Source organism: Streptomyces sp. NPDC003248 (genome assembly GCF_055563235.1).
Map to the genome: position 1 here is coordinate 147,839 of NZ_JBVHDT010000004.1, position 15,447 is coordinate 163,285.

The following is a 15,447-nucleotide window of genomic DNA, read 5'->3' on the forward strand; positions in this document are numbered from 1 at the left end:
CCGGGGGCCCGTCCGGCCGAAACTCGGTGGGCGATGTCGGTGGCGGTCCGTAGGCTCGCGGTGATGCCGACGACATACCCCACCACCAAGGACCGCTCCGCGGTGAGGACGTTGCTGCGCCTGTGGCCGTACGTGCGGCCCGTACGCGCGCGGCTGTTCACCGCCGCCTTCGTCGCGATCGTCGCCTCCTGCACGGCGCTGGTGATCCCGCTCGTCCTGAAGTGGATGGTGGACGGCCCGGTCGCCGACCGGGACCCGGCGGGCGTGTGGCTGGGCGCGCTGTACCTGCTGCTGCTGGGCGTCGCCGAGGCGCTCCTGTTCGGGCTGCGGCGGTGGCTGGTCGCCCGGCCGCTGTCGCACGTCGAGGCGGAGATGCGGGCGGACCTCTACCGCCGCCTGCAACGCTTGCCCATGGCCTTCCACGACCGGTGGGCCTCGGGACAGCTGCTGTCCCGGGGCACCACCGATCTGATGCTGCTGCGTATGTTCCTCGCCTTTCCGCTGACGTTCCTGCTGGTCAACGCGGTGACGATCCTCGTCGGCGTGGTGATCATGCTGGTGCAGGACTGGGCGCTGGGCCTGATCGTCCTCGGTCCTGCCGTGCCCGTCGTCGTCACCTGCGTGCTCTTCGAGGCCCGCTACACGCGCGTCGCGCGGCTCGCGCAGGACCAGGTCGGCGATCTGACGACGGTCGTCGAGGAGAGCGTGCTCGGCATCCGGATCATCAAGGGCTTCGGACGGCACCGCAGCCAGGCGCGGGCGTTCCGGCGGCTGTCGGAGACGCTGCGCGGGACGGAGCTGCGCAAGGCCCGGCTGCTGGCGACGCTCTCGGGGATCATCGTCACGCTGCCCGAGGTGGCCGTCGGGGCCGCGCTGGTGCTGGGCGCCGTGCGGGTGGCGGACGGGGAGCTGTCCGCGGGGACGCTGGTCGCCTTCCTGTCCACGGCGCTGGCCCTGCGCTGGCCCGTGGACTCGATCGGCTTCCTGCTGGCGATGAGCCAGGAGGCGGCGACGGCGACGGAGCGGTACTTCGAGGTGATGGACGAGCGGCCGGAGTCGTCGACGGCCGCCACGGACCGCTCGACGGCCGCCGCGGACCGTTCGGCGGCCGCGGTCGGCCGTTCGGCGCTCTTTGACGGGGACGGTGACGGGAACGGCGACGGCCTCCGCTTCGAGGGCGTCGTCTTCCGCTACCCCGACGCCGCCCCCGACTCCCCTCCCCTCCTCGACCACGTCGACCTCCACGTCCGGCCCGGTGAGTCCATGGCGCTCGTCGGGGCCACCGGGAGCGGCAAGACCACCCTCACCGCCCTGGTCCCCCGGCTGCACGAGCTGACGTCGGGGCGGATCACGCTCGACGGGCAGGACATCACCGCGCTGCCCCGCGAGGAACTGCGGTCGAAGGTGGCCGTCGCCTTCGAGGAACCCACCCTCTTCTCCGCGAGCGTCGGGGAGAACGTGCTGATGGGCGCCGACGACCGGGCCGGCGCCGACGAGCTGGAACGGGCGCTGGCGGTGGCGCAGGCCGAGTTCGTGCACGCGCTGCCGCAGGGCGCCCGCACCCAGGTCGGCGAACAGGGACTCAGTCTCTCCGGCGGTCAGCGGCAGCGGATCGCGCTCGCCCGGGCCGTCGTGGGACGGCCCCGCTTCCTCGTCCTGGACGACCCGCTGTCCGCGCTGGACGTCCACACGGAGGCCGCCGTGGAGGCGGCGCTGCGCCAGGTCCTCGCCGACACCACCGCGCTGATCGTCGCCCACCGCCCCTCCACCGTCCTGCTCGCCGACCGCGTCGCCCTGCTGTCGGGCGGCCGGATCACCGCCGTCGGCACCCACCAGGAGCTGCTGCGCACCAACGCCGAGTACGCCCACCTCATGTCCGGGGACCAGGAGGCCGACCGACGATGACCACCCCCACGACCTCCTCCCCCACCGTCGAGCCGGACCCGCCCCGCGAGCGGGAGGCAGACGAGCGGGAGGCCGGCGACCCCTTCGACCGGGACGTCCTGCCCACCCCGCCGGGCGCCACGGCCACGCTGCTGCGGTCGCTGCTCGCCCCCATGAAGGCCCGCGTCGCCCTCACCACGCTCCTGCTGCTGCTCCAGCAGGCGGCCGTGCAGACGGGCCCGCTGCTGGTGGCGTACGCCATCGACCGCGCCGTCCCCGCGTTCCGGGACGGCGACACCCGGCCGCTGGCCGCCGTGGGCGTCGGCTACCTGCTGTGCGCGCTGGCCTCGGGCGGGCTCCAGACCGCCTTCCTGATCGCCGCCGCCCGGGTCAACCAGGACGTGCTGCTGGACCTGCGCGGGCGGATCTTCCGGCACGCGCAGGCGCTGAGCGTCGACTTCCACGAGCGCTACACCTCGGGCCGGCTGATCTCCCGTTCCACCACGGACGTGGAGTCGCTGCGCGAACTGCTCAACGAGGGCCTCCAGGAGCTGGTCGGGGTCGTCCTGTCGTTCGTGTACATCTCGGCGATGCTGCTCTGGCTGGACCTGGGGCTGGGAGCGGTCGCGGTGGCGTCCTTCGGGCCGCTGTACCTTCTCGTCCGGATCTACCGGCGGCGCGCCGCACGGGTGTACCGGGCGCGGTCCACCGCGATCGCGGCCGTGATCGTGAAGTTCGTGGAGACGATGAACGGCATCCGCCCGGTGCGCGCGTTCCGCCGCGAGGCCGTCAACGACGCCGGGTTCCGGGTGCTCAACCAGCGGCACGAGCGGACCAACGGCGACGCGCTGCTGGAGATGGCCCGGTACGTCACCGGATCGCGGCTGGTGGCCAACACGGCCGTCGCGGCGATCGTGCTGTGGGGTGCCCACCGGGTGGCGGACGGCTCGCTGGAGCTGGGGGTGCTGGCGGCGGCGGTGCTGTACCTGCGGCGGCTGTACGACCCGATCGACCGGCTCGGCATGTTCCTCAACTCCTACCAGTCGGCGGCGGCCTCGCTGGAGAAGATCGCCGGGCTGCTGGCGCAGACGCCGTCGGTGCCGGAGCCGGCCGCGCCCGTGGAGCTGCCGGCCCGCCGCTCCGGGCTCCCGGGCCGGGAGGTCGTGTTCGACGGCGTCGGCTTCGGCTACCGCACCGGCGGCGAGGTGCTGCCCCGCTTCGACCTCACCCTGCCGGCCGGGCAGACCGTCGCCGTGGTCGGCTCCACCGGCGCCGGGAAGTCCACCCTGGCCAAGCTCCTCGCCCGCTTCTACGACCCCACGGCGGGCCGGGTCCTCCTCGACGGCGTCGACCTGCGCGACCTCGCGGTGCCCGAACTGCGGCGCGGGGTGGTCATGGTGACGCAGGAGGCGTTCCTGTTCTCCGGCACGGTCGCCGAGAACATCGCCGTCGGGCGGCCCGACGCGACCCGGGAGGAGATCGAGCGGGCGGCGAAGGCGATCGGCGCGCACGAGTTCATCGGCGCCCTGCCCGACGGCTACGACACCGACGTCCGCAAGCGGGGCGGCCGCATCTCCGCCGGTCAGCGCCAACTGGTCGCCTTCGCACGGGCGTTGCTCGCCGACCCGGCCGTGCTGATCCTCGACGAGGCGACCAGCTCCCTGGACGTCCCCGGCGAGCGGGCCGTACAGGCGGCGATGGCGACGGTGCTGGCGGGCCGGACGGCGGTGGTGATCGCGCACCGGCTGTCGACCGTGGAGATCGCCGACCGGGTCCTCGTCATGGAACGGGGCCGGATCGTCGAGGACGGCAGCCCCGCCGAACTGATAGCGGGCACCGGCCGGTTCGCGGACCTGCACCGCGCCTGGCGCGACAGCCTGGCCTGACCGACACCCGCCTGGCCTGACCGACACCTGCCTGGCTGACCGACACCGCCCGGCCCGACCGGGACAGCCACCACGACCGAGCGGCCCGGCCCGACCAGGGCGAGAGGCCACCACGACCGAGCGGCCCGGCCCGACGCGGGCCGGCACGACCGAAGGGACGGGGGCGGATGATCGACGTCTACGGGGATCCCGGCACGCCCGACTGCCGCGGCGGCTGGTGGTACCTGTGGTGGCTGGTGCGCCGCCAGCCGGGGCGGGCGCTGGCCGGGGCCGTGCTGGCCAGTGTCTGGATGGTGCTGCTGGCGGCCGCGCCGTACCTGCTGTCGAAGGCGGTCGACGAGGGGCTGGAGGCCGGGGACCCGGCCGCGCTGGCGGGCTGGACCGCCGCCCTGGTGACGGTGGGGGCGGCCAACGCCTGGGTGAGCATCATGCGACACCGCACGATGACCCGGCTGCGCATGGACGCGAACTTCCGCACGGTCAAGGTCGTCGTCGGGCAGGTCGTGCGCCTGGGTGCCGCGCTGCCGCGCCGGGCGGGGGCCGGTGAGGTCGTCACCGTCGGGGTGGGCGACGTGCAGACCATCGCCGGGTCGCTGACGGTGATCGGGCCGGGCGTCGGCTCGGTCGTCGTGTACGTCGTCGTCGCCGGGCTGCTGCTGGCGGTCTCACCGCTGCTCGCGGCGGTCGTGCTGCTCGGGATGCCGGTGGTGGCCGTGCTCGTGGGACCGCTGATGGCGCGGCTCCAGGGGGCGGAGGGCGAGTACCGGGAACGGCAGGGCGTGCTCACGGCCCGGATCGGCGACCTGGCGGGCGGGCTGCGGGTGCTCAACGGGCTCGGCGGGAAGGACCTGTTCGCGGACGCCTTCCGGCGCGACTCCCGGCGGCTGCGCGACCAGGGCTACCGGGTCGGCGCGGTCACCAGCTGGATGCAGGCGCTCGGCACGGGCCTGCCGACGGTGTTCCTCGCCGTCGTCACCTGGCTGGCGGCCCGGCTCGCCGCCCGGGGGGACCTGACGGTGGGCGAGTTGGTGTCGGTGTACGGCTATGTCGCCGTGCTGGTCGGCCCGGTGGCGTTCCTCGTCGACATGGGGTACCAGCTGAGCCGGGGCGTGGTCGCGGCCCGCCGGGTCGTCCGGCTGCTGCGGCTGGAGCCGGACCCGGACACCGGCACCGCGCCGGCGCCCGCCGGGCCGGCGGTGCTGTACGACCCGGCGTCGGGGGTACGGGTGGCGCCGGGCCGGCTGACGGCGCTGGTGGGCGCCCGGCCGGCCGACACGGCCGCGGTCGTCGACCGGCTGGGCCGGTACGCGCCGTCCGACGTCACCTGGGGTGCCGTACGGCTCGACGCGGTCCCGCTGGCGCGGGTCAGGGAGCGGATCCTGGTCGCCGACCACGAGGCCGACCTCTTCGCGGGCCCGCTGCGCGAGGTGGTGGGCGGCGGGCGCGGCCACACCGACGCCGCCGTGGGGCACGCGGTGCGGGCGGCTGCCGCCGAGGACGTCGTGCGGGGCCTGCCGGAAGGGCTGGACTCGCCGGTGGCGGCACAGGGCCGCAGCCTCTCCGGCGGGCAGCGGCAGCGCGTACGGCTGGTGCGGGCGCTGCTCGCCGACGCCGAGGTACTGCTCGCCGTGGAGCCGACGTCGGCGCTGGACGCGCACACCGAGGCGGCGGTCGCCGAACGGCTGCGCGCGGCGCGGGACGGCCGGACGACCGTCGTCACCAGCACCTCCCCGCTGCTGCTCGACCACGCCGACACCGTGCTGTACCTCGTGGACGGGAAGGTCGCGGCGAGCGGACGGCACCGGGTGCTGAGGGAAATGGAGCCGGGCTACCGGGCACTGGTGGCGCGGGACGCCGGGGAGACCGGGGGCAGCGGGGACACCGGGGACATCGGGGACACCGGGGACATCGGGGACGCCGGGGAGACCGGGGACATCGGGGAAGGCGAGGCCGCCGGCCCCGGCGACGTCGAGGAGGCCGTGACGTGACGTCGGGACGACAGCAGGGAACACCAGGGACCTCGGCGGCACCGGAGCCGGGAGGACCACAGGCCTCGGCGGCACCGGAGCCGGAAGAACCACGGACGACCTCGGCGGCGCCGGAGCCGGAGACCGCGGGTCGGCTCCCGGTGGCCGGACCGGCCGGCGTACGGCGGGCGGCCGCCCGGCTGGTGCGGGCCGACGGTCGGGCCTTCACCGTCGTCCTCGTGGCGAACGCGCTGGCCGCCGCGGCCGGGCTGGCCGGGCCCTGGCTACTGGGACGGATCATCGACGAGGTGCGCGCCGGGAGCGGTACCGGGGCCGTGGACCGGCTGGCGGCGGCCATCCTGGTGTGCGCGGCGGCGCAGTTGCTGCTGGCACGCTGGGCCCGGTACGCCGGGCACCGCTTCGGGGAGCGGACGCTGGCGCGGGTGCGGGAGCAGTTCGTGGGGCGGGCGCTGGCGCTGCCCGCGTCGGTCGTGGAGCGGGCCGGCACCGGCGATCTGACCACGCGGGGCACCGCCGACGTGGCCGCCGTGGGGACGACGCTGCGCGACGCCGGCCCGGAGCTGCTGGTCTGCACGGTGCAGGCGCTGTCCGTGCTGGGCGCGGTCTTCGTGATCGACCCGCTGCTGGGCGCGGTCGGGGTGCTCGGGCTGACGCCGATCTGGTGGGCGCTGCGCTGGTACCTGCGGCGGGCGCGCGCCGGGTACCTCGCCGAGGGCGCGGCCGGCTCCGAGGTCGCCGAGGTCCTCGCGGCGACGGCGTCCGGGGCGCGCACGGTGGAGGCGTTCCGGCTCCGGGAGGCGCGCGTCGGGGCGAGCCGCGCGGCGCTGGAAGTATCGCGGCGCGCCCGCTTCCACACCCTGTACCTGCGGTCGGTGTTCTTCCCGGTCATCGAGGTGTCGTACGCGCTGCCCGTGGCGGGCGTCCTGCTGCTGGGCGGGGCGCTGCACGCGCGCGGCGCGATGAGTCTGGGCACGGTGGTGGCCGCCGCGCTGTACCTGCGGCAGTTCACCGAGCCACTGGACCAGATCCTGGTGCGGGTGGAGCAACTCCAGAGCAGCGGCGCCTCGTTCGCGCGGGTGGAGGGGCTGGCCCGGGACCCGCGACGGGACGGCGCGGAACCGGACGGCGCGGAACCGGACGGCACGGCTCCCCAGGCCGGCGTCCCGGCCCCGGCCGACGACCGGATCGACGTGACCGGCGTGCGGTACGCCTACGAGCGCGGCGGCGAGGTGCTGCGCGGGGTCGACCTGACGGTACGGCCCGGGGAGCGGCTCGCGGTCGTCGGCCCGTCCGGCGCCGGCAAGACCACGCTGAGCAGGCTGCTGGCGGGCGTGGACGCGCCGACGGCGGGTTCGGTGACGGTGGGCGGGGTGCCGGTGGCCGCCCTGGAACCCGAGGTGCTGCGCCGCCAGGTCGTCCTGGTCACCCAGGAGCACCACGTCTTCATCGGCACGGTCCGCGACAACCTGCTGATCGCCGCGCCCGGCGCCTCGGACGAGCGGGTGTGGGCGGCGCTGGCGGCGGTCGGCGCGGCGGGCTGGGTCCGGGAGCTGCCCGGCGGGCTGGACGCCGAGCTGGGCGCCGGCGGCTGCCGTACGGACGGCTCGCAGGCACAGCAGCTCGCCCTGGCCCGGGTCGTGCTGGCCGACCCGCACACCCTGATCCTGGACGAGGCGACGGCGCTGCTGGACCCGACGACCGCCCGGCACACCGAGCGCGCCCTCGCCGCCGTCCTCCGGGGCCGTACGGTCATCGCCATCGCGCACCGGCTGCACACGGCGCACGACGCGGACCGGGTGGCCGTGATGGAGGACGGCCGCCTCACCGAACTCGGCACGCACGAGGAGCTGGTGCGGGCGGGCGGCGCGTACGCGGCGCTGTGGGCGACGTGGCACGGGGAGCCGAGCGAGGCGTAGTCCGACGCCGGATCAGTCCCCTCGGGATCAGCCCACTCGGGCTCAACCCCCGGAGGGTCAGTCCCCTCGGAACCAGTCCCCTCGGGATCAGTCCCCTGGGGATCAGTCCCCTGAGGGACCTATCGATTCCGGACAACGGCACGGCCGTCACCTCCCCTGTGACGGTCTCCGACCGCACCGGCGACGCCCCGCCCGGCTCGCTGCCGGGCGTCCACCTCATGCGTGCCTGACGCGGTTGGACCCGCCGGGACGGCGTCCACTCTTTGCCGGTCCCTTACCTCCGACCTGTTGGCCCTTGACCGGGGTCACGCCCCTTTTACACGACGGCAATGTTCACCGGCCGGTCGGTTTCCGGCCAACATCACGTGGGGGTCATGACATGTACGCGACCTCAATGTCACTCTTCCTCTCACCCGCCGCACAGCGTCAGCACAGCACCGGCCGGCCACCCCACGCCGTCCGGGCTCCCCCACACCCAAGGAGCTCGTGTGACTGTCTCGCCCGCCTTCTACGCGCGTCACAAGCGCACCACCCTGGCCGTCGCCACCGCCGTCGCGGCCGGAGCCCTGATCACCACCGGTCTGACCGGTGGCACCGCCGCCGCCCAGACCGCGCCGGACTCCGCGGGCTCCACCCCGCTCGCCGTCCCCACCGCCCTGGCCCCGGCCGCCCGCACCGCCCTGATCCAGGACAAGCAGGCCGACGCCCCCGCGACCGCGCAGGAGATCGGTCTGGGCGCCCAGGAGAAGCTGGTCGTCCGCGACGTGATCAAGGACGCGGACGGTGCGGTCCACACCCGCTACGAGCGCACCTACGCGGGCCTGCCGGTCCTCGGCGGCGACCTGGTCGTCCACGAGTCGGCCTCGGGCGCGGAGCAGGGCGTCACCAAGGCGACGAACGCCACCATCAAGGTCGCCTCCACCACCCCGGCCGTGACCGCGGCGAAGGCCGAGACCCAGGCGCTCTCCCTCGCCAAGGCGGCGGGCTCGGAGGACACCGAGGCCTCCCAGGCGCCCCGCAAGGTGGTCTGGGCGGGCAACGGCAGCAAGCCGACCCTGGCCTACGAGACGGTCGTCGGCGGCCTCCAGGAGGACGGCACCCCGAACGAGCTGCACGTCATCACCGACGCGGCCACCGGCGCGAAGCTGTACGAGTACCAGGGCATCGAGACCGGCACCGGCAAGAGCCTGTACTCCGGCACGGTCACCCTCGGCACGTACCTCTCGGGCTCGACGTACCAGCTGTACGACACCTCGCGCGGCGGCCACAAGACGTACAACAAGGCGCGCAGCACCAGCAGTTCGGCGGGCACGCTGTTCACGGACACCGACGACACGTGGGGCACCGGCGCCGCGTCCAGTTCCTCCACGGACCAGACGGCGGCGGTGGACGCGGCCTACGGCGCCCAGACCACCTGGGACTTCTACAAGAACACCTTCGGCCGCAACGGCATCAAGAACAACGGCGTGGCGGCGTACTCCCGCGTCCACTACGGCAACGCCTACGTCAACGCGTTCTGGGACGACAGCTGCTTCTGCATGACGTACGGCGACGGCTCGGGCAACGTCAAGCCGCTCACCTCGCTCGACGTCGCCGGCCACGAGATGACCCACGGCGTCACCTCGAACACGGCGGGCCTGAACTACTCCGGCGAGTCCGGCGGCCTGAACGAGGCGACGTCCGACATCTTCGGCACGGCGGTCGAGTTCTACGCGGCGAACTCCAACGACGTCGGCGACTACCTCATCGGCGAGAAGATCGACATCAACGGCGACGGCACCCCGCTGCGCTACATGGACCAGCCCAGCAAGGACGGCGCGTCCGCCAACTACTGGTCGTCGACGCTGAAGAACCTGGACGTGCACTACTCGTCCGGCCCCGCGAACCACTTCTTCTTCCTCCTCTCCGAGGGCAGCGGCAGCAAGACCATCAACGGGGTGTCCTACAACTCCCCCACCTACAACGGCTCGACGATCACGGGCATCGGCCGCGCCAAGGCGGTCCAGATCTGGTACAAGGCCCTGACGACGTACATGACGTCGACCACGACGTACTCGGGCGCCCGCACGGCGACCCTGAGCGCGGCGTCGGCCCTGTACGGCTCCTCCAGCACCGAGTACGCGACGGTGGCGGCGGCCTGGACGGCGATCAACGTCAGCTGACCGCACGTTGAGCGAGGGCGGCACCCGGGAGGCGCATATTCCGGGTGCCGCCCTACGCTTGGGCACCATGTCTTCGGAAGACTTCACGTACGCCGATGTCGGCGCGACCCGCGAGCGGCCCGGCTTCTGCCCGCCCGGCTTCCACTCCCTGCACGTGCGCACCCGCCTCGGCGAGGGCGAGGAGGTCTTCCGCCGCGCGGCCGAGGCCGTCCTCACCTGGGAGATGCACCGCTCGATGGGCGTCGGCATGACCACCGACGCGGACCGCGCGGCCCCCGACGTGGACGTCACGGTGACCCTGGCCGGCCTGGTCAAGGCCCCCTGCCGGGTGGTCTGGACGGTCGAGGAACGCCGCCGCGCCGGCTGGGCCTACGGCACCCTGCCCGGCCACCCCGAATGCGGCGAGGAGGCCTTCGTCGTCGACCGCACGGGCGACGGCACGGTCTGGCTGACGGTCTCCGCCTTCAGCCGCCCGGCCAAGTGGTACGCCCGAGCGGGCGGCCCCGCGACCCGCGGCCTGCAACAGGCCTACGCCCGCAGATGCGGGACGGTACTGCGGGGGCTGGCTACGGCGGGACTGGAGGAGTAGCCCGGACCGGGACGCGGCACCGACCACCATGCACATCCAGCCATGTATACTGATATACGTTCGCGTATACATAAGGACGGAGGAGAGGCATGAGCCGCACGGTGATCGACCTCGACGACGAAGCGCTGGAAGCAGCCGCCATAGAGCTGGGCACCACGACCAAGCGCGACACCATCAACACCGCGCTCCGCGAGATCGTCGCACGCAACCGTCGTCTGCGCGCCCTCCACGAGCTCCAGGACCTGGCAGCCGAAGGCGGCCTAGACGCCGAGGCCCTCCTCGACAAGCGCGCCTACCGTGGCGGAGCCGCCCGTTGAGCACGGCCGACTACCTCATCGACACCTCCGCCCTGGCCCGGGTACTGCTGCGCCAGGCGACCGAGGACTGGGAGCGTCGCATCGGTGCCGGACTGGTCGCCCTGTGCGACATCACCGAGCTGGAGGTGCAGTACTCAGCCCGCTCCACGGGTGACCGCAAGATCATCGCGGAACGGCTGAATGAGCTGACCTGGTGCCCGATGCCCGATGGGATCTTCCGACGCGCCCGCGTGGTGCAGGAGCAGCTCACCACCAAGGGCGAACACCGCAGCGCAGGCCCGGTCGACCTGCTGATCGCGGCTGTCGCAGAAGAAACGGGGCTGACACTGCTCCACTACGACCGCGATTTCGAGACCATCGCCCGCACCACCGGGCAGCCCGTCCGCATGATCGACCTCAAGTAACAGCGGGGGCCGTGGACGACCTGGTCGAACACGCCGGCCCGCCGACCTCGAACCACAGCAGCTTGCCCGCACCGCTCGCGAGCCGGTCGCCGCGGTCCGCGACCGGCCATCCGCCCCAGGAGTCGGCCTGCTCCCGCTCGGACGTACGTCTGGTCGACGCACTCGCCGCACACGAGGCGGCCCTACGCATGGGCTTCGGAGGCGCTGCGGTCACCCGCGGTCAGCTCAAGCACCTGCTCGACATGAGCGAACTGCCTCACGTCACCATCCGCGTGATTCCCTTCGGCGAAGTCGAGTTCCCGACCACCGGCCAGTCCTTCGACTATGTGGAGGGCTCAGTACCGCAACTCGACACGGTCCAACTGGACTCTCACCATGGCGCCTGCGAGTAAGTCCACCTACAGCGGCGACGGCTCGAACTGCCTTTACGTCGCCGCCACCCCCACCGGCACCGCCCATCTCCGCGAGAGCGACGCCCCGGACACCGTCCTCACGACGACGGTGTCCGGTCTGCGCGCCCTGATACACGGCGTCAAGGGCAGCCAGGTCAGGTTTTACTCTTGGTCAGGCGGGCCGTCTCGCGAGGTTACCGAGGCCGAGACCGATACCGAGAGGTAATGCCGCCTCAGATGGTCGGGGTGTCGTCGACAACCGGCTTGTGAATCTCAATGACCGGCTTCCACCCCGCGGAGAACTCGATGAAGTCCGCACGGGTGGGGTAGGTGTCGATCGCGCGACGGTCACGCTTGGGGCTGTCGCCAGCCTTGCGCCCCCGGGGAATCTGCTCCTCGAAGATGTCGACCTTCACGTCGGGAACCTCCTTGAGGCCCTGGCGCCAGATCTGCACGATGTCGGCGCCGAACGCCTGCCGGGCCGCAGCGTAAAGGGCCGTGAGGGCCCCCTTGTCCCCACCAGGGACGAACAGTGCCAGGTCCAGCACGACACCGGCGGACTGGAGGACCTCGATGGTCACCGGGCCGTTCTCGTCGGCCACGTAGATCCCGGCTGCATTCTCGTCGTCGGGAAGGCAGGAGACCTCTTCCTGGAATACGGTCCTCGCCGTGATCGAGCCGCCCTCGAAATGCTCACCGGACTTGGTCAGAAAAGCAGGGACATAGCAGTCGGGAAGCTTGAGTTCTGCCGTGTCGGCGGAAATGAAGACCCTGTCCTTCACGCCGAGCTTCGTCACCTCTTCCAGCGAGAGGCGGCGAGCGGCAATCTTCTCCGTGTTCACGATTTCCCTTTCAGGTTGCACTGTCCCTCCGAACAAGGACGCTACCACGAAACCCTGAGGTCAACTGCCCAGTAATCCTTGGGTAAATGGCCTCCGACGACCTGCACGGGAGGATACCGAAGCGAGTGCCACTCGGCCGGGAACACGCATCCGCCAGGCAGTGTCCCTCGTCATGGTGTCGGTGATCAACTGGCGGTTGCATTTCGGTGCGTTGGGTAGCACGGAGGAACTAAAAGAGAGTTTACGGTAGATATCACCCATCTCCCCTTCCTTTGAACAGCTCAGACCGCATCCGGAAGTCTCCGTCGGCCTGCTCGGCGGCAGTTCACCGTGGCAGGCCGGTCACCGAGGCCCGCAGTGCCGGCCTGTCCGCAAGTTCGTGGTGGCCGCGGTGATGACCGTGTCGAGCCTCTCCCGGGTGCTCACCAGGTCGCCGATCTGCCGGTCGATGCGGTCCCGTTCGGCCAAGAGCCGGTCGAGGAGTTCCGGTGTGGCCTCGCCGTCCACCACGCACGGCAGCAGTTCGAGGATCGCCTTGCTGGACAGGCCGGCGGCGTACAACTGCTGGATCAGCCGGACCCGGTCCACGGCGCTGTCGGGGTAGTGCCGCTGGCCGCTGGGGCTGCGGTCGGCGGCGAGCAGGTCGTGCTCCTCGTAGTAGCGCAGCGCCCGCACGCTGACGCCCGTCCTGCCGGCCAGTTCACCGATGCGCATCACGCCTCCTCCGCTCTTGCCTCTCACGTCAGCGTCAGATTTTAGCGTATCGGCGACGGACGCGACGCGGCCGCATCAACCGCATGGCAAGGGTGAGGACGTTCTTTCATGACCACATCAGACAGGGCGACGGCAGGCGAGGCCGTCGGCGCACCCGCTCCCGTCGTCTCGGTGAAGCCGGTGGTGCTGGAGGCACCGGGCCGGGGTGACGATCTGCGGGTGAAGGTGTCCGCACCGGTGACCGGGAGCGCGTTGCCGGTCGTCGTCCTCTCGCACGGCTTCGGGTCGTCGCTGGACGGCTACGGCCCCCTGGCCGACTTCTGGGCCGCTCACGGTTTCGTGGTGGTCCAGCCGACCCATCTCGACTCCAGGACCGTCGGCCTCGCCGCTGACGATCCCCGCACACCGCGGCTCTGGCGCTTGCGCGTCGAGGACGTGAAGCGCGTCCTCGACCGGCTCGATCTGCTGGAAGCCGCCGTCCCCGGTCTCGGCGGCCGTGTCGACCGGAGTCGCATCGCCGTGGCCGGGCACTCCTTCGGCGGTCAGACGGCGGGCATCCTGCTGGGCCTGCGCGTCCTCGATCCGGTGAGCGGGAGGAGTGAGGATCTGTCGGATCCGAGGGTCACGGCAGGTGTGCTGCTGGCCACGGCCGGCCGGGGCGGAGCCGACCTGACGCCGTACGCGGCCGAGCACTTCCCGTTCATGAAGGGCCCGGACTTCTCGCACATGACGACGCCGGCCCTCGTGGTCGCCGGTGACAAGGACGACCTGCCGCTGTCCGTCAGGGGACCTGAGTGGACGTACGACCCGTACCTCCTGAGCCCGGGTGAGAAGAGCCTGCTCACCCTGTTCGGGGCCGAACACTCGCTCGGCGGGATCACCGGCTACGAGGTCCGGGAGACGACGGACGAGAGCCCCGCGCGCGTCGCCTTGGTCCAGCAGGTCACGTGGGCCTACCTGCGCCACGCGCTCGGCATCGAGGACGCCGGCTGGACGGCCGTGCGAAAGGCGCTGTCGGAGAGCAGCGCCCCCCTGGGCCGGATCGAGTCCAAGTGACGTCCCCACGCTCCGGGAAGCGGGCCGTCTCCGCCGACCGGGCGCGGCGCGGGCGGATCGGGTGGCTCAGGCGGCGCGGGCGGATCAGGTGGCTCAGGCGGCTCGGGCGGCCTCCCGCAGGGCGGAGCCGGGCCGGAGCCTCGCCTCAGGCGGCGGACCGCGACTCCGCCGTCCTCCGCCGCAGCGCCGGCGTCGTCAGCGACGGCGGAGCCCAGGCCCCGTCCGGCGGGTAGACGTCGGTGCCGGGTGGGACGATCGCGTCGATGCGGTCGAGGGCGGCGTCGTCCAGCACCACGGAGGCGCCCTTGAGGGTGTTCCGCAGCTGCTCCATCGTGCGCGGGCCGATGATGACCGAGGTGACGGCGGGGTGCGCGAGCGGGAAGGCGATCGCCAGCTCCGGGAGCGAGCAGCCCACCTCCTCCGCCACGGCGACGAGCTGCTCGACGGCGTCCAGCTTCGCGGCGGTGAGCGGCGACGACGGGTCGAAGCGGGCGGGGTTCAGGGTGGGGCGTCCGCTGCTCAGGTCGAGGTCCTGGCCCTTGCGGTAGCGGCCGGTGAGGAAGCCCGAGGCCAGTGGGCTCCAGGTGAGGACCCCCATGCCGAGGCGCTGCGCCACCGGCAGCACCTGCCGCTCGACGCCCCGGGCCAGCAGGGAGTACGGCGGCTGCTCGGTGCGGAACCGGTGCAGCCCGCGGCGGTCGGCCACGTGGTACGCCTCGACGATGTCGTCCGCGGGGAACGTCGAGCAGCCGAACGCCCTGATCTTGCCCTGGCGCACGAGGTCGGTCAGGGCGGCGAGCGTCTCCTCGATGTCCGTCGTGTGGTCCGGCCGGTGCACCTGGTACAGGTCGATCCAGTCCGTGCCCAGCCGCCGCAGGCTGTCCTCCACCTCGCGGACGATCCAGCGCCGCGAGTTGCCGCCCTGGTCGGGGCCGTCCCCCATGGCGAAGTGGACCTTGGTCGCGAGGACCACGTCGTCGCGGCGGCCCTTGAGCGCCTTGCCGACGATCGTCTCCGACTCCCCGGCCGAGTACATGTCGGCGGTGTCGACGAAGTTGATCCCCTCGTCCAGCGCGGCGTGGACGATCCGGACGCAGTCGTCGTGGTCGGCGTTGCCGACGGCACCGAACATCATGGTGCCGAGGCAGTAGGGACTGACCTTGATCCCGGTCCCGCCCAGAACGCGGTGGCGCATGCGACTCCCCCTGGGTGCAGTCGACTCGGGGCCGCGACCGGAGACGGGCGTGGCCTGACGAGCGCACACTACGAGGTGGAGTGCGCTCAAGGGCAAGCCCGG

The 15,447-nt window shown here is 72.5% G+C and carries 13 protein-coding genes and 1 pseudogene; 11 read left to right on the forward strand and 3 right to left on the reverse strand.

Features of this window, described 5'->3' with window-relative positions; all coding sequences use genetic code 11:
• The first annotated feature begins 63 nt into the window (after nt 1-63).
• The 10 genes and pseudogenes from ACZ3KJ_RS12345 to ACZ3KJ_RS12390 all read left to right on the forward strand — a co-directional run bounded on the left by ACZ3KJ_RS12345 (nt 64) and on the right by ACZ3KJ_RS12390 (nt 11,764).
• Nucleotides 64-1,905, forward strand: coding sequence for an ABC transporter ATP-binding protein (locus ACZ3KJ_RS12345; protein WP_467526467.1), 1,842 nt, complete (start codon nt 64-66; stop codon nt 1,903-1,905).
• Entirely contained in the window at nt 1,902-3,770 is a 1,869-nt protein-coding gene (locus tag ACZ3KJ_RS12350; RefSeq protein ID WP_467526468.1) for an ABC transporter ATP-binding protein, read from the forward strand. Before ACZ3KJ_RS12345 ends, ACZ3KJ_RS12350 begins: the two co-directional genes overlap by 4 nt.
• Before the next feature lie 167 nt (nt 3,771-3,937).
• The gene (locus ACZ3KJ_RS12355) at nt 3,938-5,758 is read left to right on the forward strand and encodes an ABC transporter ATP-binding protein (RefSeq protein ID WP_467526469.1); all 1,821 of its coding nucleotides are present in this window, start codon (nt 3,938-3,940) and stop codon (nt 5,756-5,758) included.
• A gap of 140 nt (nt 5,759-5,898) precedes the next feature.
• The gene (locus ACZ3KJ_RS12360) at nt 5,899-7,674 is read left to right on the forward strand and encodes an ABC transporter ATP-binding protein (protein WP_467526470.1); all 1,776 of its coding nucleotides are present in this window, start codon (nt 5,899-5,901) and stop codon (nt 7,672-7,674) included.
• Between the two features lie 488 nt (nt 7,675-8,162).
• The gene (locus ACZ3KJ_RS12365) at nt 8,163-9,836 is read left to right on the forward strand and encodes a M4 family metallopeptidase (RefSeq protein WP_467526471.1); all 1,674 of its coding nucleotides are present in this window, start codon (nt 8,163-8,165) and stop codon (nt 9,834-9,836) included.
• Between the two features lie 67 nt (nt 9,837-9,903).
• Nucleotides 9,904-10,425, forward strand: coding sequence for a DUF1990 domain-containing protein (locus tag ACZ3KJ_RS12370; RefSeq protein WP_467526472.1), 522 nt, complete (start codon nt 9,904-9,906; stop codon nt 10,423-10,425).
• Between the two features lie 89 nt (nt 10,426-10,514).
• Nucleotides 10,515-10,742, forward strand: coding sequence for a type II toxin-antitoxin system VapB family antitoxin (locus tag ACZ3KJ_RS12375; protein WP_467526473.1), 228 nt, complete (start codon nt 10,515-10,517; stop codon nt 10,740-10,742).
• On the forward strand, nt 10,739-11,146 hold the full coding sequence (locus tag ACZ3KJ_RS12380; RefSeq protein WP_467526474.1) for a PIN domain-containing protein: 408 nt from the start codon (nt 10,739-10,741) through the stop codon (nt 11,144-11,146). The genes ACZ3KJ_RS12375 and ACZ3KJ_RS12380 overlap by 4 nt, the downstream gene beginning before the upstream one ends.
• 170 nt (nt 11,147-11,316) lie before the next feature.
• Nucleotides 11,317-11,532, forward strand: a pseudogene (locus tag ACZ3KJ_RS12385) (Scr1 family TA system antitoxin-like transcriptional regulator); the annotation flags it as partial.
• A complete protein-coding gene (locus ACZ3KJ_RS12390) occupies nt 11,522-11,764 on the forward strand; it encodes a DUF397 domain-containing protein (RefSeq protein WP_467526475.1) in 243 nt (80 codons plus the stop codon). The pseudogene ACZ3KJ_RS12385 and the gene ACZ3KJ_RS12390, both read left to right, overlap by 11 nt.
• A 7-nt stretch (nt 11,765-11,771) precedes the next feature.
• On the opposite strand, the gene ACZ3KJ_RS12395 is transcribed toward ACZ3KJ_RS12390, so the two are convergent.
• Nucleotides 11,772-12,380: a hypothetical protein gene (locus ACZ3KJ_RS12395; RefSeq protein WP_467526476.1), complete on the reverse strand. Its 609-nt coding sequence runs from the start codon at nt 12,378-12,380 to the stop codon at nt 11,772-11,774.
• Between the two features lie 342 nt (nt 12,381-12,722).
• Entirely contained in the window at nt 12,723-13,094 is a 372-nt protein-coding gene (locus ACZ3KJ_RS12400; protein ID WP_467526477.1) for a MerR family transcriptional regulator, read from the reverse strand.
• A 108-nt stretch (nt 13,095-13,202) separates the two neighbouring features.
• Here ACZ3KJ_RS12400 and ACZ3KJ_RS12405 point away from each other — a divergent pair, with 108 nt between their 5' ends.
• Nucleotides 13,203-14,150 (forward strand): alpha/beta hydrolase family protein, encoded by a 948-nt coding sequence (locus ACZ3KJ_RS12405; protein ID WP_467526478.1) that lies wholly within the window; start codon nt 13,203-13,205, stop codon nt 14,148-14,150.
• 145 nt (nt 14,151-14,295) lie between these two features.
• Here ACZ3KJ_RS12405 and ACZ3KJ_RS12410 read toward each other — a convergent pair whose 3' ends face one another.
• On the reverse strand, nt 14,296-15,345 hold the full coding sequence (locus ACZ3KJ_RS12410; RefSeq protein ID WP_467526479.1) for an aldo/keto reductase: 1,050 nt from the start codon (nt 15,343-15,345) through the stop codon (nt 14,296-14,298).
• Nucleotides 15,346-15,447 lie beyond the last annotated feature (102 nt).

Excerpts from the sequence above, each read along its gene's own strand:
- ACZ3KJ_RS12345 (WP_467526467.1), top strand. The coding sequence starts at position 64 with ATGCCGACGACATACCCCACCACCAAGGACCGCTCCGCGGTGAGGACG.
- ACZ3KJ_RS12350 (WP_467526468.1), top strand. The coding sequence starts at position 1,902 with ATGACCACCCCCACGACCTCCTCCCCCACCGTCGAGCCGGACCCGCCC.
- ACZ3KJ_RS12355 (WP_467526469.1), top strand. The coding sequence starts at position 3,938 with ATGATCGACGTCTACGGGGATCCCGGCACGCCCGACTGCCGCGGCGGC.
- ACZ3KJ_RS12370 (WP_467526472.1), top strand. The coding sequence starts at position 9,904 with ATGTCTTCGGAAGACTTCACGTACGCCGATGTCGGCGCGACCCGCGAG.
- ACZ3KJ_RS12375 (WP_467526473.1), top strand. The coding sequence starts at position 10,515 with ATGAGCCGCACGGTGATCGACCTCGACGACGAAGCGCTGGAAGCAGCC.
- ACZ3KJ_RS12390 (WP_467526475.1), top strand. The coding sequence starts at position 11,522 with ATGGCGCCTGCGAGTAAGTCCACCTACAGCGGCGACGGCTCGAACTGC.
- ACZ3KJ_RS12400 (WP_467526477.1), bottom strand. The coding sequence starts at position 13,094 with ATGCGCATCGGTGAACTGGCCGGCAGGACGGGCGTCAGCGTGCGGGCG.
- ACZ3KJ_RS12405 (WP_467526478.1), top strand. The coding sequence starts at position 13,203 with ATGACCACATCAGACAGGGCGACGGCAGGCGAGGCCGTCGGCGCACCC.
- ACZ3KJ_RS12410 (WP_467526479.1), bottom strand. The coding sequence starts at position 15,345 with ATGCGCCACCGCGTTCTGGGCGGGACCGGGATCAAGGTCAGTCCCTAC.